This is a genomic window from Pseudotamlana agarivorans (genome assembly GCF_001642835.1).
Lineage (GTDB): Bacteria > Bacteroidota > Bacteroidia > Flavobacteriales > Flavobacteriaceae > Pseudotamlana > Pseudotamlana agarivorans.
The window spans coordinates 1-20,460 of record NZ_LXEI01000004.1 but is presented as its reverse complement, the minus strand read 5'-3'; the positions used below and the strand labels follow the sequence as shown (position 1 = coordinate 20,460).

The 20,460-nt window shown below is 35.0% G+C and carries 22 protein-coding genes and 1 tRNA gene; 7 read left to right on the top strand and 16 right to left on the bottom strand.

The features are described from left to right. Nucleotides 1–38: 38 nt before the first annotated feature. The 4 genes from A6I66_RS07175 to A6I66_RS07160 are packed head-to-tail and all read right to left on the bottom strand — an operon-like array spanning nucleotide 39 to nucleotide 3,968. Nucleotides 39–2,117, bottom strand: a complete 2,079-nt coding sequence (locus tag A6I66_RS07175) for a flotillin family protein (protein WP_067147132.1) — start codon at nucleotides 2,115–2,117, stop codon at nucleotides 39–41. A gap of 14 nt (nucleotides 2,118–2,131) precedes the next feature. After that, nucleotides 2,132–2,842 carry a hypothetical protein gene (locus tag A6I66_RS07170; RefSeq protein WP_067147131.1) on the bottom strand — a complete coding sequence of 237 codons (711 nt, stop codon included), beginning with the start codon at nucleotides 2,840–2,842 and terminating at the stop codon, nucleotides 2,132–2,134. A gap of 2 nt (nucleotides 2,843–2,844) precedes the next feature. Then, nucleotides 2,845–3,561: a PspA/IM30 family protein gene (locus tag A6I66_RS07165; RefSeq protein WP_067147130.1), complete on the bottom strand. Its 717-nt coding sequence runs from the start codon at nucleotides 3,559–3,561 to the stop codon at nucleotides 2,845–2,847. Between the two features lie 11 nt (nucleotides 3,562–3,572). Continuing rightward, entirely contained in the window at nucleotides 3,573–3,968 is a 396-nt protein-coding gene (locus tag A6I66_RS07160; protein WP_067147128.1) for a type III secretion system chaperone family protein, read from the bottom strand. Nucleotides 3,969–4,215: 247 nt separating this feature from the next. On the opposite strand from A6I66_RS07160, the gene A6I66_RS07155 reads away from it, so the two are divergent. Next, complete coding sequence (locus A6I66_RS07155; RefSeq protein ID WP_067147127.1) at nucleotides 4,216–4,974, top strand: helix-turn-helix domain-containing protein; 759 nt, start codon at nucleotides 4,216–4,218, stop codon at nucleotides 4,972–4,974. A gap of 214 nt (nucleotides 4,975–5,188) precedes the next feature. Here the strand turns inward: A6I66_RS07155 and A6I66_RS07150 are convergent. Next, nucleotides 5,189–5,270: transfer RNA gene (locus A6I66_RS07150), tRNA-Leu, on the bottom strand. Between the two features lie 102 nt (nucleotides 5,271–5,372). Here A6I66_RS07150 and A6I66_RS07145 point away from each other — a divergent pair. Next, nucleotides 5,373–6,761 (top strand): dipeptidase, encoded by a 1,389-nt coding sequence (locus tag A6I66_RS07145; RefSeq protein WP_067147126.1) that lies wholly within the window; start codon nucleotides 5,373–5,375, stop codon nucleotides 6,759–6,761. A gap of 348 nt (nucleotides 6,762–7,109) precedes the next feature. On the opposite strand, the gene A6I66_RS07140 is transcribed toward A6I66_RS07145, so the two are convergent. After that, the gene (locus A6I66_RS07140) at nucleotides 7,110–7,388 is read right to left on the bottom strand and encodes a hypothetical protein (protein ID WP_067147125.1); all 279 of its coding nucleotides are present in this window, start codon (nucleotides 7,386–7,388) and stop codon (nucleotides 7,110–7,112) included. A 233-nt stretch (nucleotides 7,389–7,621) separates the two neighbouring features. Between A6I66_RS07140 and A6I66_RS07135 the strand changes: the two genes are divergently transcribed. The 3 genes from A6I66_RS07135 (at nucleotide 7,622) to A6I66_RS07125 (ending at nucleotide 9,391) form a co-directional block, all read left to right on the top strand. Then, nucleotides 7,622–8,053: a YybH family protein gene (locus A6I66_RS07135; protein ID WP_067147123.1), complete on the top strand. Its 432-nt coding sequence runs from the start codon at nucleotides 7,622–7,624 to the stop codon at nucleotides 8,051–8,053. 111 nt (nucleotides 8,054–8,164) lie between these two features. Next, entirely contained in the window at nucleotides 8,165–8,743 is a 579-nt protein-coding gene (locus A6I66_RS07130; RefSeq protein WP_067147121.1) for a Crp/Fnr family transcriptional regulator, read from the top strand. Nucleotides 8,744–8,809: 66 nt separating this feature from the next. Next, nucleotides 8,810–9,391, top strand: coding sequence for an NAD(P)H-dependent oxidoreductase (locus A6I66_RS07125; RefSeq protein WP_067147119.1), 582 nt, complete (start codon nucleotides 8,810–8,812; stop codon nucleotides 9,389–9,391). A 24-nt stretch (nucleotides 9,392–9,415) separates the two neighbouring features. Here A6I66_RS07125 and A6I66_RS07120 read toward each other — a convergent pair whose 3' ends face one another. The 7 genes from A6I66_RS07120 to A6I66_RS07090 all read right to left on the bottom strand — a co-directional run bounded on the left by A6I66_RS07120 (nucleotide 9,416) and on the right by A6I66_RS07090 (nucleotide 14,665). Beyond that, nucleotides 9,416–9,994, bottom strand: a complete 579-nt coding sequence (locus A6I66_RS07120) for a PhnA domain-containing protein (RefSeq protein WP_067147117.1) — start codon at nucleotides 9,992–9,994, stop codon at nucleotides 9,416–9,418. A 122-nt stretch (nucleotides 9,995–10,116) separates the two neighbouring features. Beyond that, nucleotides 10,117–10,947 carry a hypothetical protein gene (locus A6I66_RS07115; RefSeq protein ID WP_157614130.1) on the bottom strand — a complete coding sequence of 277 codons (831 nt, stop codon included), beginning with the start codon at nucleotides 10,945–10,947 and terminating at the stop codon, nucleotides 10,117–10,119. 124 nt (nucleotides 10,948–11,071) lie between these two features. Next, nucleotides 11,072–11,434, bottom strand: a complete 363-nt coding sequence (locus A6I66_RS07110; RefSeq protein ID WP_067147113.1) for an MmcQ/YjbR family DNA-binding protein — start codon at nucleotides 11,432–11,434, stop codon at nucleotides 11,072–11,074. A 19-nt stretch (nucleotides 11,435–11,453) separates the two neighbouring features. Further along, nucleotides 11,454–12,203: a cyclase family protein gene (locus tag A6I66_RS07105; protein ID WP_067147111.1), complete on the bottom strand. Its 750-nt coding sequence runs from the start codon at nucleotides 12,201–12,203 to the stop codon at nucleotides 11,454–11,456. Nucleotides 12,204–12,215: 12 nt separating this feature from the next. Then, nucleotides 12,216–13,421, bottom strand: a complete 1,206-nt coding sequence (hemW, locus tag A6I66_RS07100) for a radical SAM family heme chaperone HemW (RefSeq protein ID WP_067147109.1) — start codon at nucleotides 13,419–13,421, stop codon at nucleotides 12,216–12,218. A 21-nt stretch (nucleotides 13,422–13,442) separates the two neighbouring features. After that, nucleotides 13,443–14,027: a crossover junction endodeoxyribonuclease RuvC gene (ruvC, locus tag A6I66_RS07095; RefSeq protein ID WP_067147107.1), complete on the bottom strand. Its 585-nt coding sequence runs from the start codon at nucleotides 14,025–14,027 to the stop codon at nucleotides 13,443–13,445. Then, nucleotides 14,027–14,665 (bottom strand): cell envelope biogenesis protein OmpA, encoded by a 639-nt coding sequence (locus A6I66_RS07090; protein WP_067147105.1) that lies wholly within the window; start codon nucleotides 14,663–14,665, stop codon nucleotides 14,027–14,029. Before A6I66_RS07090 ends, ruvC begins: the two co-directional genes overlap by 1 nt. An 8-nt stretch (nucleotides 14,666–14,673) precedes the next feature. On the opposite strand from A6I66_RS07090, the gene A6I66_RS07085 reads away from it, so the two are divergent. Further along, a complete protein-coding gene (locus A6I66_RS07085) occupies nucleotides 14,674–15,666 on the top strand; it encodes a lysylphosphatidylglycerol synthase domain-containing protein (RefSeq protein ID WP_317047672.1) in 993 nt (330 codons plus the stop codon). Then, nucleotides 15,663–16,787, top strand: coding sequence for a glycosyltransferase family 2 protein (locus tag A6I66_RS07080; RefSeq protein WP_067147101.1), 1,125 nt, complete (start codon nucleotides 15,663–15,665; stop codon nucleotides 16,785–16,787). Before A6I66_RS07085 ends, A6I66_RS07080 begins: the two co-directional genes overlap by 4 nt. A gap of 1 nt (nucleotide 16,788) precedes the next feature. On the opposite strand, the gene A6I66_RS07075 is transcribed toward A6I66_RS07080, so the two are convergent. The 3 genes from A6I66_RS07075 to A6I66_RS07065 form a co-directional block, all read right to left on the bottom strand. Beyond that, the gene (locus A6I66_RS07075) at nucleotides 16,789–17,265 is read right to left on the bottom strand and encodes a hypothetical protein (protein ID WP_067147099.1); all 477 of its coding nucleotides are present in this window, start codon (nucleotides 17,263–17,265) and stop codon (nucleotides 16,789–16,791) included. Between the two features lie 327 nt (nucleotides 17,266–17,592). Further along, entirely contained in the window at nucleotides 17,593–18,267 is a 675-nt protein-coding gene (locus A6I66_RS07070; protein ID WP_067147096.1) for a response regulator, read from the bottom strand. A 9-nt stretch (nucleotides 18,268–18,276) separates the two neighbouring features. Then, nucleotides 18,277–20,067, bottom strand: coding sequence for a tetratricopeptide repeat-containing sensor histidine kinase (locus tag A6I66_RS07065; RefSeq protein WP_169815717.1), 1,791 nt, complete (start codon nucleotides 20,065–20,067; stop codon nucleotides 18,277–18,279). Nucleotides 20,068–20,460: the final 393 nt, after the last annotated feature.

Here is a 20,460-nt window from a genome sequence, read left to right as displayed (position 1 = left end):
AAATCAAATATTATCGCCTTTTTAGAAAGCCTCTACTTTTATTTTCTCAACTTTGGAATGGTACTATCAGAAATGCCCAAACCTTTAGCCAGGTTTAACAGATTTCCAAGCATGGTGTGCTCCTCCTTGTCGTTAGATTTCATTTTCAAATCTGCAATTAAACTAGCTACGCTAATATTCTTAAGATCTTCGGTGGAAACATTATATTTCACAGCAAAATCCTTCACTTTTTCTAAGAGATTTCCTTTTACATCATCACTCCCTAGAATAGCCGTTTTAACCTCTTGAATGTTATTAGAGTTTTGAACTAAGCGATCAAATCCTTTTCCTCTAGTAATCTGTCCAACAATTTGATCGAAGAACATGGTTTCACCACCAACAATATCAATTTTAGCAGCTTTTAAGGCATCCCCTATCACTTGAGCTTGTGCATCGGCAATCTCCTTTTGAATATTAATATTAGCTAAATCAATTTGAAGGTCTTTATTAAGACGTAGTTTAAACTCTTCGTGATCTTTACCTACACCATCAAGCTTTTTCATTGCTGCTGCTTTTTCTTCAATTCCAGAAGCATCGGCAATAGCTTTTTCTTTAATTACATCGGCTTCCGCAATACCTTCTTTACGTTTAGCTTCAGCTTTGGCTTCAATACCAGCAGCTTCAGCTTTCGCTTTTTTCTCAATAATGGTTGCTTCAACTAAGCCTTGACGCTCATTAGCATCGGCTTTAGCATGCATCACCTGAGCTTCAGACATTCCAACAGTAGCTTCCTCTTTAGCTTGAGCTTCGGCTAATATTTTACGCGCTTCAGCTTGTTTCTGGCTCGCTTCTTTATGCGCTAAGGCTTCAATATTAATCTCCTCAGCCTTTTGTTTAGCCGCTTCTTTTTGAGCTTCGGCTGCTATGGTTGTTCTAATTAAATCTTCTTGAGCAAGTCCTTCAGCAGTTGTAATTTTAACTTGCTTATCTCTATCTGCTGTTTTAAACGCTTGAATATCTTTCATGTTTTCTTGCTCTTCAACAACACCTTTTTCAAGCATCACACGATCTCTAATAACATCTTGAATATTCTTTTTCTCAACTTCAACCACTTTCTCTTTTTCAATTTGAGCAAGAGTGACAACGCGCTCACGTTCTGTAGCCTCTAATAACCTGTCTTTTTCAACTCTTTCGGTTTCTACAGCTTCAGTACGCTCTTTATTTTTAAGCGCTACAATGACTTGACGTTGCATATTTTCTTCAGCAACTTTAACCTTTTCTTCAGTAGCAATTCGAGCACTTTCAGATTTTAAACGCTCTTCTTCATTAACTTTTAAAGTTTCAGCATCTTCTCTAGCTTTAATATTTGCAATCTCTCGTTTTTGCTTCTCTTCTTTTTCGGCTAATTGTTTATCTAGCTCTAAAATGGCTTCTCTAGCTTCCACATCCTGCTTTCTGATTGTTTTTTCTTCATCGCGTTTAATCAGGTTCGCTTTCATGTTTTGAACTGCAGTAAGCTCGGTGATTTTCTTAATACCTTCAGCATCTAAAATATTATCAGCCTTTAATTCTTTTACAGAAGTTTGCTCTAAAAAGTCGATGGCACAGTCTTCTAAAGTATACCCGTTAAGGTCGGTACCAATAATGTTTACAATTTCATCACGAAACTCTCTTCGAGCTTCATAGAGTTCGATAAAATCGAATTTCTTACCTACCGTTTTTAAGGCTTCAGAAAACTTAGCCTCAAAAAGATCTTCTAAAGTTGCTATTTTTGAAGCACGATCCACCCCTATAGTTTGCGCTACTTTTTTGATGTATTCAATATCATTATTAACACGAACAAAAAAGGCCACTTTGATATCTGCACGCATGTTGTCTTTACAAATAAGACCTTCATGAGCCAGTCTTTCAATTTGGATTTTCTTAACCGAAATATCCATAATTTCTGTTTTATGAAAAACAGGAACGGTATACAAACCTTTGTCGGTCGCTACTTTTGTTCCACCAAACCCTGTTCTAATAAGCGCTTGTCCTTGCGGTATTTTTTTGTAAAACATCGCGATTATCGCGAAATAAACGATGATTAGGAATAGTAAAACGCCTATTCCAATTCCAATAATTGGTAAAATTGATTCCATTTTAATTTGATTAATTAGTCGTTATAAGATTGTACTAGGTAATAATTGCGATCGGCCGATCTTTTAATAATAAGTATTGTAGCACCATAAACAAGCGGTTCGCCGTCTAGTGATTTCACGTAAATAGACATGGTATCGCCATTTACACTAACCTCTGCATTACCCATTTTGTCCTGGGAAATTGACGATAGTAATGTAGCTTTTCTGCCTAAATAGTCTATGGGGGCATCTCCGTCCTTGTTTAGATGTTTAAAGAAACTTTTAAAAGGATTCGTTAGAATTTTAGTAACAATTAAAGCTGGTAATATGGCAATCAACATAATTGCAAATCCTAAATAATTATCATAAGTATGCGTTAAAGCTGTTGTGATAACCGTTATAAACCACCAAATAAAAATCCAAAAAGTAAAAGTGAACATAAATGGCAGCCCTACAAAATTGAAAAATATCAATACTATTTGCCACCATTTTAAAGGCTTTCGTCTTTTACCAACAACATCCTCTTGATTGACTTCGGTATTCGAAATATCTTCAAAATCTAAGTTACCTCCTTCAATCCCCGAGTCTGCATCAATTTCCGCATCAACATCTACATCAATATCGAAATCGGGATCAAAATCCAAACCACTTACCATGGTCATTATCCAATATAAAATGAGGATAATAAGTAAAACGCTAAGTATTAGATTGACTTCAGAAAAAAGAATATTAATAAGCTCTTCCAAGATTAATCGTCTTTAGAAGTTCCCATTCCTAATTGTGCCTTAAGCTTTTCTAGCTCACTATCAGCCTTAACTTTAGAGGTGTCAGCTGCGTTATCAAGTTCTTCATCTATCGATTTTGATGCATTAGCAATATCGCCATAAGCTTCCGCTAAAGCTTCTTCTTGCGCCACTTTTTCTTTCATACGCTCAAGCATAGACACGGTTCCTGTGCTATCAAGCTCAGCCATTTGTTTATTTAAGTTTTTGGTGGCATTGCTTACTTTAACACGCGCTTTTAAGGTTTTCAATTCATTCTCCCAATTCGCAATATTAGCTTTAATGGTTTGAATGTTTTTTTGCATCAGCGCTACATTATTTTCAAATTTCGCAGTTTCTTCCTTAGCTCTAATTACCTGTTGCTCTGCCGTTTCTTTTTCAACCAAAGCCGCCTTAGCAAGTCTGTCTGCTTCAGTCGGATCTATTTCATTAGACTGCGCTTTCTTTAAAATAATAATAGCTTTATTTTGATAATCGTCTACTTTATTCTGAAATTCTTCCTGCTCGTTCGTAGCTCTAATAGCTAGTGCTTTAACCTGAGCTAAGGCCTCAAGACTTTTTTCTAAATCCAATTTCATATCTCTTATGCCCTGTTCGGTCATTTTAATGGGATCTTCCATTTTATCAATTGCAGCATTGGTTTCTGCCTCACCTATCTTAAATAATCTTCTAAAAATGTTCATAATGTTTTGTTTTAATATTTTGAAAATTCAATGATTTTATCTGAGTATTCACTCATTAAGAGGCTTAAGGAGTTTAGCGAACCTTCCAGTTCATTTAAATCCATATTCTCTATTTGTAATGTGTCTCGGTAGATTACTTTTTCGCCAGAATCATCCAAAACAAAGGCACCGTGAACGATATCTCTATTTTTTTGTAGAAGACTTTTAAAAATTTTCTCAGACTGATTATTAATCTTAAAAATAAACTGCTCCATTATTAATATTGGCGGAGCAACGCCTATTATAAGATTTTTAATTCCAAAATTTTCCTTTTGAATTACCAAGAGACCATCTTCATGGTTTTCTCTTGTGATGTTAAAATTTAATTCAAGTAAAAAATCTCTCGTTATATTGAAATGATTTTTCATAGTTGGTTTTTATGGTTAGCACTTAAATTTTAAGAGTTTAATAATACAAAAAAGTATTAAGATTAAGTTAAAGAATATCAATAAGCCTGTTACAAATCACAAACAACCTTCAATTATTTAACTTTAATAAATTATCCGTTCGAACAGATTTAAACTAAAAACATTAGCTATTGACACTATATTTTGCTAATATTGTTAGACTAAATTACACAAATATTTTTAATTTGCAAATAAAATTAGCAAAAATATGTCTTTATTCGGAAAAAATATTAGAAAGATAAGAAGTGTAAAAGCACTAAGTCAACAAGCTTTTGCTGATATATTCGACCTTAAACGAGGTACTTTAGGCGCTTATGAAGAAGGTCGAAGCGAACCCAAAATTGAGACTATTATAAAAATTGCTAATCATTTTAGCATTCCAATCGACACCATCTTAACCAAAGAGCTTACAGTAAATCAACTTTTAAAGTTTAAAGGCGATTTGGAAGATAATCTTGAATTGCCGAATAGAAATAAACTTACCACTATACCTTGCATCAATCCTGATGACCAAGAATCTTATATAAAACATGCTAGTAATCCGAATTACATAAAGGACTTAAATTTTTTAAGCCTACCCATTAACAACAATAATAAATTAAGAGCCTATGTAGTAGACAACCTTGAAATGAGCTCTGAAAACAACGGCTTATTCCCAAAGGATATTGTTATAGGACAATGGGTTGCAAAAAACGATTTTGAAAAAATCACAACACCTAGCGTGTATTTAATCCTCACCGCCGAAGCCCTTTTACTTAAACGAGTATATCCTAGCAACAACTCCTTTATCCTTAGAGCTGATCATGTTGGTATTGATGAAAGCGTATTAAAGTTTTCTGAAATAGAGGAACTTTGGGAAATCAAATCCGTTTTTTACAATAGAGTTCCCGATTTAAAAAACAGTCAAGTTTTAGATAAACTCGCTTTTTTAGAGCAAGAATTTAAAAAATTAAAGTCATCATTATAAGCACTAAACTCAAATCGAAACTCCCATATTAAAAAATTAGACTAAATACTACATAAGATTTAGTAACTAAAAATTTAATTATCCTTAGCTATTTGGTTAAAACAAAGATTAAGCGAAGGAAAGACAGAGAGACCAGACACTACTAGCTACCCCATTAAAAAAATATAAAAAACAAAAAAGCCAACTATAAAATAGTCAGCTTTTCCTTTATTAGTGCGGGCGGGGAGACTCGAACTCCCACACCTCGCGGCACTAGATCCTAAGTCTAGCGTGTCTACCAATTCCACCACGCCCGCTAAAGGACTGCAAATATAAACAAGATTTTTAAATTGCAAACTTTATAACACCAAAAAAAGTTTCTTTTTTATACTTTTGATACAATCTTAAGAAAAAATAGCATGAAAGATATTCAAACGTACATCACCCAAAACAAGGACCGTTTTTTAAACGAACTGGTTGAACTCCTCAAAATCCCTTCTATTAGCGCCGATTCTGCCTATAAAACCGATGTTTTAAAAACCGCTGAAGCCGTTAAACTCCGTTTAGAACAAGCCGGTTGCGATTTTGTTGAAATTAATGAAACTCCAGGCAATCCTATCGTTTATGGTGAAAAGATAATAGATAAAAACCTACCTACGGTATTGGTTTACGGACATTACGATGTGCAACCACCAGACCCTATCAATTTATGGGATTCCCCACCGTTTGAACCCGTAATCAAGACCACAGACAAGCATCCCGATGGCGCCATTTTTGCCCGAGGTGCCTGCGACGATAAAGGTCAGATGTACATGCATGTTAAGGCTATGGAATTTATGACCAACACAAACCAACTACCCTGCAATGTAAAATTTATGATTGAAGGTGAAGAAGAAGTTGGTAGCGTTAACCTTGGAGATTTTGTTAAAAACAACCACGATAAGCTTAAAAACGACGTTATTTTAATATCCGACACCGGCATGATTGCTAACGACGTGCCATCAATAACCACAGGATTACGTGGTTTAAGTTATGTAGAAGTTGAAGTTACGGGTCCTAACCGCGATTTACATTCTGGATTGTATGGCGGCGCTGTAGCCAACCCTATAAACGTGTTAACCAAAATGATTGCACAACTTCACGACGAAAACAATCACATCACCATTCCAGGTTTTTACGATCGTGTGGAAGAACTATCAAAAGAAGAACGTGCCGAAATGGCCAAGGCGCCTTTTAATTTAGAAAACTATAAAAAGGCCTTAGATATTGATGCTGTTTATGGCGAAGCAGGATACACTACAAACGAAAGAAACTCCATTAGACCAACTTTAGATGTTAATGGTATCTGGGGAGGTTATACAGGCGAAGGAGCAAAAACCGTTATCGCCAGCAAAGCCTATGCGAAAATCTCGATGCGCCTCGTGCCAAATCAAGACTGGAAGGAAATCACGAATTTATTTCAAACACATTTCGAGGCCATCGCTCCAGAAGGTGTAAAAGTTAAAGTAAACCCGCATCATGGCGGACAAGGTTATGTCACCCCTATCGATAGTATTGGTTACCAAGCCGCATCAAACGCCTATCGCGATGCCTTTGGAAAAACGCCAATACCGCAACGTAGTGGTGGCAGCATCCCAATTGTGTCACTTTTCGAACAGGAATTAAAAAGTAAAACCATTTTAATGGGCTTTGGTTTAGACAGCGATGCCATCCATTCGCCAAACGAGCATTTCGGCATCTGGAACTACCTAAAAGGCATAGAAACCATCCCTTTATTCTATAAATATTTCACCGAACTTTCAAAATAAACTTATTTTTTTGATCTAAAGTCGGATTATGGTGTTACGCCCTTTAGCTTTTTTAGGAAGCCAAAGGGCGTCGCGCTATCTGTTACAAGTTTTGGCTCGATGAACGCCTCGCCAAAAGCTTTCCACGCCTATCGCTAACACAGTCAACTTGAAACGTTTTACTAGATTTAAGCAGAATAAAACACAAAAAAAGCTGTATAAAAATTACAGCCTCTTTGTTATTCTGAGCTTATCGAATAATCTTAAAAACAATCCTTAACTCGGATTTCGACAAACTTAAACTAATTAAAAAACTATAACTTTTTATACAGCCTCTTCCAAATTTATAAAACGAAAATGAAGAATGCTCTAGGCAGCAACTTCTGTTTTAAAGTGGTCGTAAAGTTCTTTACAACCATAACCAATAATTGAAAACTGTTTGTTTTTCATTATAGACTCATTATGAAGTTTAGATAAAGCCTCAACGCCATATTTATCCATACTCTCAACGTCCTTAATACTAATAGTAAGACTATCTAGATTATTAAAAATATCATCAAACTCGTTGATAAAAATGCCAACATTACTTTTGTTTAAGTGGCCTTTAACTTTGTAAAAGTTATTACAGCTGGTAATTACTAAATCCATACTAAATGTTTTAAATGGTTAAACTAAAAAATTAAGAAGTCCATTATAGGGTTGCTCAGTAAATGTAAAAAACCAAAATCATTCATAAACTATTTTATCGACCAATAGATTTTAAGTCTAGACAAAAAACACCTACCTGCATATTTTATCGACAAGAGACATGTTAATTTCAAGATTTCATTACATTTACTATTAGCTTATACGTTTCCTTTTTAACATTCAGATTTCGGTTCATGAAAAAACTTGCTCTATTTTTTTGTTTACTATGTGCCATGACTAGCTTTGCTCAGTCGCCAGAGACATCAGACCAAAAAGCCATCGAAAAAGTTCTAAAAAAACAAAGACTGGCCTGGTCAAACAACGATATTGAATCCTACATGGAAGGTTACTGGAAAAGTGACTCTTTAAAGTTTTATGGAGCGCATGGGGTTACCATGGGTTGGAATAACACCCTAGAGCGTTATCTAAAAGCGTATCCCACCGAAGCTCACACAGGAAAATTAAGCTTTAAAATAAATGATATCACAAAAATTAGTAAGGATGCTTACTATGTTTTAGGAGAATATCATATTAAACGCGATGTAGGGAATGCCGATGGTATTTTTATGCTTGTTTTCAAAAAAATTAATGGCGAATGGAAAATCATTGCCGACACTTCTACTTAAAACTTTTTTTAAAGACGCTTTCATTCTAACGAAGAATGAGTAGCAATCTCATTGCAATGAAACAACAAGTTACCACAAAATAAATTTAAGACGACCACCAAAAACAGTCTAATGGATAGTGAAGTCCTTAAAAACACTTTAAAAACGTATAACATTTTAACTGACGACGACATTGATGCGTTTATTCGGTTAGCCATCCCAAAAACCCTTCAGAAATCGGATTATTATATTCAAGAGGGTGAAATCTGTAACTCGGTTTGCTTTGTTTTAAGCGGACTTCTAAGATCATATTATATGACTGAAAAAGGGGATGACATGACCTACTGCATCACTTTCCCTCATAATTTCATGTCCGCCTATTCATCGTTTTTAACAGGGCAAGCTACCCAAGAAAACATTCAAGCTATCCAAACAACAGAACTTTTAGTTATTCCAAAAGATCACATGGAAAAACTGTCTCAAACCAGCTCGAATTGGATACAATTTCAAAAAGTTATTGCCGAACAACAGTACATTGAATTGGAAAAACGAATTTTTCTTTTGCAGGGAAGTAACGCCACCAAGCGTTATGCCGAATTGGTAAAAAACCATCCCTCCTACCTTCAAAACATTCCTTTACAATATTTAGCTTCGTACCTAGGCGTTACTCAAAGACATTTAAGCCGCATCCGCAAAGAATTAGCTTTTTAGACATTTGTCCTATACCCCCTAAAGGCTCCGGCATAATTTTGTTTCTCATCAATTAGAAACAATAACATGTCTAAAAACATACTAATAATAAACGGTCACCCCAATAACGCTAGCCTAAATCATGCCTTTGCAGCAGCCTATAAAAAAGGCGCCTTAGAAGCTCATGCAGAAGTGAAAGTTATTACTATTTCCGACTTAATATTTAATCCGAATCTGGAGTTTGGCTTTCAAAAAAGAACCGAATTAGAGCCCGACCTTCTTGAAGCTTGGGAAAAAATAAAGTGGGCCGAACATTTGGTTTGGATTCATCCCGTTTGGTGGGGTGGCTTACCCGCCCTTATGAAAGGTTTTATAGATCGCTTATTTTTACCTGGCTTTGCTTTTAAGTACAGAGATAATAGTCCTTTTTGGGACAAACTTTTAAAGGGCAAAACAGCGCATATCATCACTACCCTAGATCAACCAAGTTGGTACTATTGGTTTGTTTACGGGAAACCGAGTGTAAACCAATTAAAAAAGTCCACATTAAAATTTTGCGGTATTAACACGACCAAAGTGTCATATTTTGGCATCATTAAAAACGCTAGCGCGCATCAAAGAAGTCAGTGGATCACTAAGGTTGAGAACCTTGGAAGGCGTCAAAAATAGCCACTAGCAAAAAGCACTACCAGTTTACAATTTCTTTACAAAATCGGTAATAATCACAATTTGCTGGGCTCCTACTTTACCTTCAATATATTTATCATTATCACGGTCTAATCGAATATTTCTAACCGCAGTACCCTGTTTTGCAACCAAGCTAGAGCCTTTCACTTTTAAATCTTTAACAAGCACCACAGCATCACCGTTACTTAAAATCACGCCATTCACATCACGGTGAATAACTTTATTAGCCTCATCTTCATGCTCGCCCGTAGCCCGTGCCAACGCTAATGCATCATCATCCAAATACATCATATCTACCAAGTCTTTTGGCCAGCCCTCATGACGTAAACGCTGTAACATGCGCCAAGCCATAATTTGAACAGCCACATGCTCGCTCCACATGCTATCGTTTAAACAACGCCAGTGGTTAGGGTTCATTTCTTCCCTTTCTTCTATTTGATCCAAACAGGTTTTACACACCAAAATATCATTATCCACATTTTCATTTAATGATGGCGGAATGGTATATTGAGATAAATCATTCGCTGATGTACATAATTCGCAAGTATTATGGCTTCGGTCTTTTAGTGTCTGTAAAACGCTCATAGGTATAATTTTGTAGAACGCTCAAAAATACAGCTAATAAACACCGTTTCCAACGTTAATATTAAATATGATAGCCAACAGCATCGATAGATTTACAATAAACCCAATCAAAAGCCAATAAACTATTTAGAAAGATCGGCGATGTATTTAAAAACCGCATCTCCATGAATTGGAGTGAAATATTTTTTAAATTTCTCTATGCGTTCTTTGCGCTCCTTCTCGTTTGGCCACATTTTTTCCTCAAGAGCACTCATCCCTTCAAACATACTATCCATATCGGTCATAGAATCAAAAAAGTACGATTCAACCATTTCACTACCATCCGATCCCCAGGCATGTCTAAACGTATAATAGCCCTTAATTAAATTGTTCTCCTTAATCATTTTATCAAAATGGTCTGTAATTAAACCTCTAATTTCATCCGTAGACTCTCTCTCAATAGGCAGCATATGATTGGTGCGTATATAGCATATCATATCCTTTCCTTTGGAATTTAAAGGTTTTGTATGCGGTAAGACAACATAAATCTCATCAGAATGATCCATGTCAAAATAGGCATTTTTTTTGCCTCTGAATTCTTTAAGATGCTTTTCGTTCGTCCAAGCTTCCTTTTCTAATGCTGCACTACGACTCCAGGATTTTTCTATATCATTCCAAGAAGCAAAAGACTGTACGTACAACACATCGCGACTATCTGGTGTCATTTGATGAAGATAATATGAAGCGCTTAAAATATGCTCATTCTTACGAACGACCTTATCCAAGTACTCTTTCTCAATGGACTTCCATGTGTCCATATCAAAATCTTTCATATCCATATTCCAATGTAGCTTGGTAACGGTGAGGTAGGTGGTTTTCTGAATGGGTGTTGCTTCAGCTTGTAAAGCATGCATCGGAAGAGACAGCAACAATAAACAAATTACTGCTGTAAACAATGTTTTGATAGTTTTCATAATCTGATAAAATTAAAGTTAATAATATAGGACTTTAAGATTTCAGGGCTGTGATTACACTACCAACAAGTTCTTGTGAATTAGAGAGTTACCAAATATACAACAAAAAACAATACGGTTATCACTATAACAAAGTATCTCGCATTTTTTTCGTCATCCCCTTTACAACCATATCGTAAGAATGATCGATTAATGTTTTTATGAAATCGGATGGTAAAGCCTCTTCATTTAGATAGATTGTATTCCAATGTTTTTTATTCATATGATAACCTGCACGAATACAACTATGAGATGCGCGTAATTCTAAAGCATATTCAGGATCGGCTTTTAAGTTTATGGCCTGCTCGCCTTGCTCCCACTTTTTTAAAGAAATTAAGGCATACATTTTTCCCAAAACTTTAAAAACTAAAGTATGCTCATCAAACGGAAAATCCTCAGAAACGCCTTTTTTACTTAAACAATAATCTCGAATTTGCTCAATATCCATGCTACAAAACAATTAAAAATTAACCTAAAACCTCATATAAAATAGGTTTACTCGGGGCGGCATCATTCTCAAATGGTGCAATTTGGAGGTTTAAAAAATACTCACCATCTTCAACATGATTAGGCACGTAAATAAACTCGGTAATGGTGGCATCAAGACGTAATTTTCCGCTGGTATTCCAAAACGCATTATGCGCCAATATCATACATTCATCCTTTTCTTTATCGACACTTGGCAAATCTACTAACAGGTGTTTTATGCCCTTTTCTCTTAAGTAAATAGCCGCATCCTCTAACAAATAAGGCGGATTGGTGTGGGAATAATGCGTCGATAACTTCTCTAAAGTATTAGGAATGGTACGTATCACTAAGGCATCACGCTTCTTATTCCCCAACGCAAACTTTATTTGCTTTTCAGAAATAACCGAGTCCCCATTTAAACGCTCGGGCGCTACAGTAATGACTTCAGCTAAAAAGAAAAACTGTTTTAAGTGTTCGTTTATAGAGTGTACTTCTTCAGTAATATGTCCAGCACATTCAGTATGTGTACCATGGGCATGCGGATTAAAACTAACATTATTAAAATTTATACAAGCGCCATTTTTAACCGCTATTTTCCATTCGCCATCCTCTACGGGTTCTATTTTAGGCGAATCGACATACCAAGCTCGAACATTTTTTTCGGAAGCACGAAGCGGCATAGAAATATCTATGGGTTTTTTTAAATTAATTTGAAGTTTTCGTGAATTATATTGGATTGTAGCATTCATATCCAAATATAATCAAATCATAAATAGTTCTGAAGCAATTCCGTCAATTAAAAATTTACCTTTCTGTGTTGCTACAAGGCTTTTAATGATATGACCATTTTCATCAACACCCTCTGATATAGCCAGCAAATCATCTTTTAAAAATGACGCTGCATGCTTTTGTAAATACTGAAGAATCGTCGCTCCAAATTCAGCTTCCACTTGAGATAACGACACGCCCCAAATGGTTCTCAGCCCCGTCATAACATACTCATTAAACCTATCGGTTTCCGAGAGGGTTTCAGCTGTTTTAGGCAATTCACCTTGGGCTATACTTAGTATGTATTTATTATTATTAGCAACATTCCAACTGCGTTCATTACCTAAAAATGAGTGTGCCGAAGGCCCAATACCTAAATACGGTTTGCCTTGCCAGTAGCTGGTATTGTGTTTAGAAAAGTAATCGGGTTTCCCAAAATTTGAAATTTCATAATGCACAAAACCCGCTTCATGAGTTCGCTTTACTAAATGATTAAAATGTTGCAGCGCTAAGTCTTCATCAATAGGCGGAAACACACCTTTTTTCACAAAACTATCCAAAGCTGTTTTAGGTTCGACTGTAAGTGCGTAACTGGAAATATGGGGCACACCAAATCCTAAAGCAAGTGCTATATTGGCATCCCATTTTTCCAGACTCATATTAGGAATACCATATATTAAATCGATGGTAATATTATCAAAATAAGCCGTTGCTTCTTCTAAACAAGCTTTGGCTTCCAAGGCATTATGGGCACGATTCATGCTTTTTAAATCATCTTCAAAAAAAGACTGAACACCTATACTCAAGCGGTTTACGGGCGAATGAGCCAACTCCCTTATTTTAGAAGAAGACAAATCATCTGGGTTTGCCTCCAATGTAATTTCTGGAGCATCACACACGGTATAGTGTTTATAAACGGCATCTAATAACACCTGAATCTCTTCCTGAGACAATAAGCTAGGCGTACCTCCTCCAAAATATATGGTTTCTATAATTAGATTTTCAAAATCTGTTTTACGCATTTCTAATTCTAGAATTAAAGAATGTAGCAGTTCATCTTTCTTTTTTAAAGACGTAGAAAAATGAAAATCGCAATAGTAACAGGCTTGTTTACAAAAGGGAATATGAATGTATATGGCAGCACCATTAGAGCGCTTCAAATGAGAAAACCTCTGTGTTGTTTGAGCAGAGTTATTCATACCATATCGATTTGTTAAAGATTACTTTTTAGAACGCAGATTGATAACTGTAGTTCCTTTTGGAGACTCTGTACTATTTTGCTTCACGAATGCTGCCCAACCTGAATAACTTTTACCCACATCGATGCGTCCAGAATTGTAAAAATGACAAACGGCTGCAGCCAACCCATCGGTAGCATCTAAATTTTTAGGTAAAGTTTTTAAGCCTAAATTACTTTGAAGCATTTTAGCCACCTGCTCTTTACTGGCATTTCCATTTCCTGTGATGGCCATTTTTATTTTTTTAGGCAAGTACTCGGTAATCGGGATTTCTCGACTTAAACCAGCCGCCATAGCCACCCCTTGCGCCCGACCTAGTTTTAACATACTTTGTACGTTTTTACCAAAAAAAGGGGCTTCAATAGCGATTTCGTCGGGATTGTGTGTATCAATAAGTTCTATAGTACGTTCAAAAATAAGTTTAAGCTTGATGTAATGGTCGTCGTATTTTTTCAAATCCAACTCATTCATCTGCAAAAAGTGCATCTTTTTACCAACCACTTTTATAAGTCCGAAACCCATAATAGTGGTTCCAGGGTCAATCCCTAAAATTATTCTTTCCTGCATTAATCATTACAAAAGTAACAACCGCTTAGCGAAATAGACGCTCCAATTGTTACGGTTAATATATCTCCGTTAAAAGCACCATACCCATCAGTCACCTGATTATAGTCTTTACTGAAGCCAAAGATATAAGAACCATCCAAATAAATGGACAAAACGTCGTTAATAGCGTAATGAAATTCTATGCCTCCCATGGCATTGAGGTAGTTGAGTTTATTTTCGCCATAAATATCCAAAGGTCGAATCATGGAATATCCCGGGCCCGCATGCAAAAAGGTTCCCATGCGTTGGGAAAATCTTAAAATATGAGTGGCATCGTAAACCAATTGTAAATTTAAACGGGTATAATTTGTTTTAAACGCAGGACTCTCGTTTTTATTTGAAAATCGGTTATATCCTAAATCTAATTTAGCACCAAAATCTTGGCTAAACATATATTGCAACCCTAAGTTAATGGTTGGAAAATTAATAGGCTTTGCTTCAAAATCACTCACAAAACCATTTGACATGGGGGTATTAACTCCCGTTGCAAATTGCAATTTAAATGTACTCGTTTCTCCCTGTGCATGTGATAAATTAAAGCACAAAAACAAGAAACCCACCACCCATGAACTCTTAATTTGATTAAAATAAGCAATCATTTCGTAATATTGATTTAATTTGTACCATCATAGCACATACTCTTCCATACCGCAGCAAACAACGACTTTTTAAGCTTATTAAAATAAGCATAGTCCTTGCTGCGCTTTACTTTATATATCAGAAAATTGTACACAATAATACGTTACATTTCTCTGAATTCTATAATATTTTGTCTGAAAATAATGCTTTTTCGGTCAAAACGCTTAGTTTTCTGTTAATTTTATCCATTATTAACTGGTTATTTGAACTTTTTAAGTGGCAATTGCTACTACGTCCCTTTAAGAACATTTCATTAAAACAAGCCTGCGAACAATGCTTAGGATCGCTCACTACATCGCTAATAACCCCTAACCGCATTGGTGAATATGGTGCCAAAGCCATGTATTATGAAGCCTCCTTTAGAAAACATATTGTAGCCATAAATTTTATTAATAATATTTTACAATTAGCCGTAACAACATTTGTTGGTCTTATAGGTTTATGGTGGTTTATTCAAAGCTATAACACGGCTTTAAATATGGAGTATCTAGCCATTTACGGTACAATTCTAGTCCTTGTTATAAGTTTTATTGGTTGGTTTATTTTCAAGGGAAATTTCAAATTAAAACAGGTTTCAACTAAAAAATTGAGGCGATTTTTTAAACGATTTCCTATTAAAACCCTTTACTATGGATTTGGGTTATCCTTTTTACGTTACGCTGTTTTCTCATTTCAATTTTATTTTTTGTTACAAATTTTTCAAATCCGCCTTCCTTATTTTGAGGCCATTTCCATAATAGCCTCCATGTACCTAATAGCCTCAATAATTCCTTCTATAACACTTTTTGACGGCTTGATAAAAGGTAGTGTTTCTGTATATTTATTTGCTTTTGTTGGCGCTCACGAGCTTATTATTTTATCGATTACCATGGTGATGTGGATGCTTAATTTTATGATTCCAAGCTTAATAGGATGTTTTTACGTACTCAACTTTAAGTATAATAAAACGATAAATTCATGATGTTTTTATTCACTTCCATGATTATCGCCTACGGTATTTTAATTGGTAGTTTCGGGTATGGTTTCAGCCGGGTTAAGTCCTTTAAAGTCGCAACCAAAAAGGCGAAAACCAAGTTCACTATAGTTATCCCATTTCGCAATGAAGCTAAAAACCTCTCCCAATTATTAGCATCGATTTACAGTCTTAACTACCCGAAAACCCTATTTGAAGTTATTTTAGTTAACGATGACTCGGAAGACGACTCAGTTAAGCTGATACAGCATTTAACTAAAAACCAGAACGTCGATCTAAAAGTAATACCCAATGAAAGACACTCTAATTCTCCCAAAAAGGACGCGATAACTTCCTGCATAAGGCAGTCAAAATACGAATGGATTATTACCACCGACGCCGACTGTGTGTTACCAGAATTTTGGTTAGACAGCTATGATGCTTTTATTCAAAAAACTGATTCATATTGCATTGCTGGTCCTGTAACTTATCATGAAAAAGAGTCTTTCTTAAACCGTTTTCAATGTCTTGATGTTTTAAGTTTACAAGGAGCTACCATCGGTGGATTCGGACTAAACACGCCGTTTATGTGTAATGGTGCTAATTTTGCTTATAAAAAATCATTGTTCGCAGAGGTCTCTGGCTTTGAAGGTAACTCGAATATTGCAAGTGGCGACGATTTATTTTTATTAGAAAAAGCGCTTAATAAGCAGGCTAATCGTGTTAACTATTTAAAATGTGATGCGGCTATAGTTAAAACAAATGCTCAAGAAAACTGGAAGCAACTCATTTCACAGCGGGTACGCTGGGCCGCAAAAACAACGGCCTATAAAAATGGTTTTGGAAAAATTACTGGAGTTCTCGTATTCGCTACAAACTTACTCCTCGTTATTGGACTAATCCTTAGTTTGTTCGATCTGTTTTCATTTAAAAACCTCGGCATAACCTTTATACTAAAATGCGGAATTGACTTTTACCTGCTCTATAAAACGGCTCATTTTTTTAAACAGACTTCTATTTTAAAAAATTTCATAATAAGCGCCTTCCTCTACCCGTTTTTTAGTGTTTACGTGGCTTTTATGGCTTTATTTTCAAACTATAGCTGGAAAGGCAGAACTTTTAAACGTTAGATTAATTAACACGTATTATTAAAGGCAGCTTAAATTCTGTAGTGACTTGCTGACCACGTTTAATGGCTGGAAAAATTTCAGGTAAATCGGTTAGACTCTGATTTAGCAAATCTTCAATATTAGGGATTTCATCAACCGTTAGACTATCAACACTAGAGCTCATTAAAGACAAATCGCCTGTTTTAGACACCTGAAATTCTAATAAAATGGTATCATTAATATCTTGAGAGACAATAATCCCTTCATTTTGTAAAAAATTGGTAATATGATGGGTTAACGTGTTTTGAAAACACATTTGTCGCTCTGCTTTACTTGCAGATTCATCACATATCGAAAAATTGGGGTACTCATCCACATCATTCCAATTAAAAGTTTTTAACTCTTCATTTAAAATGGCTTCTGAAGATGTTTTTTTCACATTAAAATACTCACAAGATGAAAGCATTAAAACCAATAAAAAAACAATAGCGTGTTTCATGGATTATAACTGAAACCGAAAAGTACAATATTTTTAGATTTTATGTTGGTAAAAAAAGGAAACTTTATAAAAAGAAGAACCCTGTGGGTCTCTCACCTCCACAGGGTTATGTAAATTGCTATTATCAACTAAAAAATTGAGGGATTAATTAATTTTTGAATTGTTGATACATCAAAGATAAGTAACATGATTCTTTTTAAACTGCGGAAAACCCACACCTAACTTACGGAAACCTAGAAAACCTTTAATTTACAAGGGCTTACATGGTATAAAAAATATAATTTTCTTTAAAAAAATTTAAAAATCATACTTTTTCATAGACTTTACTTACACAAAACCCTTTTTACGTGCTTGATTCAATAAGGTTTCATCCTGTCCGTCTTCAACTTCAAAAAGATCCCGAAGTTGTTTTTTTCTTTTTTCTATAGCGCTTAAGGAAATATCTAAATGTGCTACTAAATTTTTAGTTTTAACACCTTGTGAAAGCAGGTGCAGTATTTTTCGATTTTTATCGTCAATAACGATGTCACTACTAATGGTTCTTCGAATTAATTGATTTACAGTAGCACTATAAAAAGGCACATTATTCATAACCGTTTGAAAAGCGTTTGCCAATTCGTTAGATGTTAAATCGCTTTTAATTAACAAGCCTTCAGGATTTATGGTTTTAATAATGTTATGAATTCTAAACGACTCATTAAACATCGTTAAAATGATTATTTTGGATTGAGGCAATACCTTTCTAGCGAATTCTGCTAAATCCTCTCCAGAATTCATACTTCCATCAAATGAAGCCGGCAAACTGATATCTACAAACAATACATCGTAGGGTTTATTTGTTTTTACAGCTTTGTTTATCGCCAATAGCGCTTCGTCGCAATTGTTTGCTATTTCAATATCTAGTTCTTGATTGTCGCGCTTGGTGTAAAGCAACGTATTTTGATACCCTTCAATAATCATGGGGTGATCATCAATCATGAGTATTTTAATATTTTCAGTCATAATTTAAGGTTAAGATATGGGGACATCTATATTTACCGTGGTTCCTTCTACTTTTTTAGAAGTAATATGTATTTTACCGTTTATTTCTTTAATTCTGGAATTCATGTTTTTAAGACCAATTCCAGACTTTGCTCTATTTACATCAAAGCCAACACCGTCATCAATAATACTTAAACAAATAGCGCTATTTTCCAGTTTAAAAATAAGGTTCACTTTATTAGCTTTGGCATGTTTATAAATATTATGGAGCGCCTCTTGAATAATTCTATAAAAATGAATTTTTATTTTATTTGAAACCTCATCCCAATCGATAGTAGACTGCCATTCTAATTTATATTCTAGCCCATAAGCCACGGTTTGGGTTTCCACTAAAGTTTTAATAATATCTCTGAATCCAGAACCAGATACAAAATCGGTATTTAATTCATGCGACACTTTTCTAATGTCTTCTTCTACCATTTTAAGCTCGGCGATATACTGGCTTCTTGTTTTTATAGCCTCAGCACTAGAATTGGTATTTAAGCTATCCAAACTCAAGCGAGCACCGAAAAGTTTTCCTAGCACACCATCATGCAATTCTTCAGAAATACGCTTCTTTTCTAATGCTCGAGCATCCTCAACGACTTCATTTTGCGTAAGCAAAAGGTTATAAATTTCTTCGTTAGTTTGCTGTTGCTGTTGAATAAACTCTAACTTCTTATTTTTATTGCGCTGGGCAAATATGATATACAATAAAAAGGAAGCTACAATAACCACAATTGAAATTACTAACAACCACAAGCGCTCCCTTGCTATTTTAATATTCTCTTCTTCAATCTCATTGGTTTCAAACTTAATTCTAGTAAACTTATTTCTAATGGCTCGTTCACTTTTCTGAAGACTATCATTAAGTCGCACGTAATTTCTTAAATGGTTTGCGGCAATATCACCTTCCTCAATTTTTGAAAGCAATAACAAGGATGTCAAAAGGTCATCGTTATGGTATTTCTCTGAATAACGCTTGGCCTCATAACCGTAGTATTTAGCAGAATCCTTTAAACCTAAGTCATTGTAATATTCCGCCAAATGTTGAAGTATTATAATAGAGTTATAGGCATCAACACCATTAACTCTACTTGCTTTCAACGCTTTATGATATAAACCTGGCAAGGCTTCTTTGTTGTTTGATAAATACAACGTATGAGCGTAATTATCTAGCACCATCGCATAAAAATCTGGCGATTCACTTTCTAGGCTTTCGTCTTCAAGTACTTCACCTAAAGTTTTTAATGCTAAATCATATTGCCCAGCGTTTTTTAATACGTTTCCTAAGTTGTTTTTGGAAAAATCAATAGCTGCTTTGTTATTTCCCTTGAGCTTTAATTTAAGTTCTATGGATTTATTTTGATATTCAATGGATTTATCATACTGCTCCAACCCATTAAAAACCACACCTAAATTATTATAAAAAAAAGACTTTTTACGGATAACCTCCTTTGTCGGATTTTTTATTTTATTCAAAAGCATAATGCCCTCTATAGAAGTCAGTTCACTTCCTGTAAAATCCTTCGCGCTACGTTGAAGCAAAGCGATATCTAATAATACAGTAGCTGTATTAAAATAATCATTAAGCTGTTTAAATAATTTCTCCGCGCGGTGGTTATAAAAATGTGCACTATCGACCTCTCTATCAAAATAATAATATCCGAGGTTTTTATTTATTTGAGCTATGGTAGCTGTATCTTTAAACTTTTCTGCAAGTTGTAAGTTTTCATGACTCAGTTTCAGAAACGAATCCTTATGACCCATTTCCTCTTCCAATGCTAACAGTTTTTGATTACACTGCAACATTAGCGAATAACTATTCATATCAGAAGCTAGTTCTTTAGCTTTTAATACAAGTTCCTTTTTTTTCTCAAAACTAAGATTCAGATTACTCGACTCACTCAAATAAGAGAGTACCTTGTCAAACTTTTCCTTACTATAATTCTGAGTAAAAGAAAGATTAACACACAAGACTATCGCGAGAAAATAAAAATAAAAGCGTTTCAAAAGCATTATGAGGTAAACACTTTCAAATGTATCTATAATTTTTCAATATATCTAAAACCGATGATCAAACCTGTATAAAAAGTCAACTTAAACGATAAACAAACTTTAGCGCTCAACTACATTTCCTCCTATGACTAAGGTCGTTGTTTCTTCGTCGGTTAA

What these genes read in the sequence shown, in the direction of transcription:
- A6I66_RS07175 (WP_067147132.1), bottom strand. Translation starts at nt 2,117, where the DNA reads ATGGAATCAATTTTACCAATTATTGGAATTGGAATAGGCGTTTTACTA.
- A6I66_RS07110 (WP_067147113.1), bottom strand. Translation starts at nt 11,434, where the DNA reads ATGGATATTGAGCAAATTCGAGATTATTGTTTAAGTAAAAAAGGCGTT.
- A6I66_RS07155 (WP_067147127.1), top strand. Translation starts at nt 4,216, where the DNA reads ATGTCTTTATTCGGAAAAAATATTAGAAAGATAAGAAGTGTAAAAGCA.
- A6I66_RS07125 (WP_067147119.1), top strand. Translation starts at nt 8,810, where the DNA reads ATGTCTAAAAACATACTAATAATAAACGGTCACCCCAATAACGCTAGC.
- hemW (WP_067147109.1), bottom strand. Translation starts at nt 13,421, where the DNA reads ATGAATAACTCTGCTCAAACAACACAGAGGTTTTCTCATTTGAAGCGC.
- A6I66_RS07140 (WP_067147125.1), bottom strand. Translation starts at nt 7,388, where the DNA reads ATGGATTTAGTAATTACCAGCTGTAATAACTTTTACAAAGTTAAAGGC.
- A6I66_RS07075 (WP_067147099.1), bottom strand. Translation starts at nt 17,265, where the DNA reads ATGAAACACGCTATTGTTTTTTTATTGGTTTTAATGCTTTCATCTTGT.
- A6I66_RS07090 (WP_067147105.1), bottom strand. Translation starts at nt 14,665, where the DNA reads ATGATTGCTTATTTTAATCAAATTAAGAGTTCATGGGTGGTGGGTTTC.
- A6I66_RS07160 (WP_067147128.1), bottom strand. Translation starts at nt 3,968, where the DNA reads ATGAAAAATCATTTCAATATAACGAGAGATTTTTTACTTGAATTAAAT.
- A6I66_RS07120 (WP_067147117.1), bottom strand. Translation starts at nt 9,994, where the DNA reads ATGAGCGTTTTACAGACACTAAAAGACCGAAGCCATAATACTTGCGAA.
- A6I66_RS07130 (WP_067147121.1), top strand. Translation starts at nt 8,165, where the DNA reads ATGGATAGTGAAGTCCTTAAAAACACTTTAAAAACGTATAACATTTTA.
- A6I66_RS07165 (WP_067147130.1), bottom strand. Translation starts at nt 3,561, where the DNA reads ATGAACATTTTTAGAAGATTATTTAAGATAGGTGAGGCAGAAACCAAT.
- A6I66_RS07080 (WP_067147101.1), top strand. Translation starts at nt 15,663, where the DNA reads ATGATGTTTTTATTCACTTCCATGATTATCGCCTACGGTATTTTAATT.
- ruvC (WP_067147107.1), bottom strand. Translation starts at nt 14,027, where the DNA reads ATGCAGGAAAGAATAATTTTAGGGATTGACCCTGGAACCACTATTATG.
- A6I66_RS07105 (WP_067147111.1), bottom strand. Translation starts at nt 12,203, where the DNA reads ATGAATGCTACAATCCAATATAATTCACGAAAACTTCAAATTAATTTA.
- A6I66_RS07115 (WP_157614130.1), bottom strand. Translation starts at nt 10,947, where the DNA reads ATGAAAACTATCAAAACATTGTTTACAGCAGTAATTTGTTTATTGTTG.
- A6I66_RS07145 (WP_067147126.1), top strand. Translation starts at nt 5,373, where the DNA reads ATGAAAGATATTCAAACGTACATCACCCAAAACAAGGACCGTTTTTTA.
- A6I66_RS07135 (WP_067147123.1), top strand. Translation starts at nt 7,622, where the DNA reads ATGAAAAAACTTGCTCTATTTTTTTGTTTACTATGTGCCATGACTAGC.
- A6I66_RS07070 (WP_067147096.1), bottom strand. Translation starts at nt 18,267, where the DNA reads ATGACTGAAAATATTAAAATACTCATGATTGATGATCACCCCATGATT.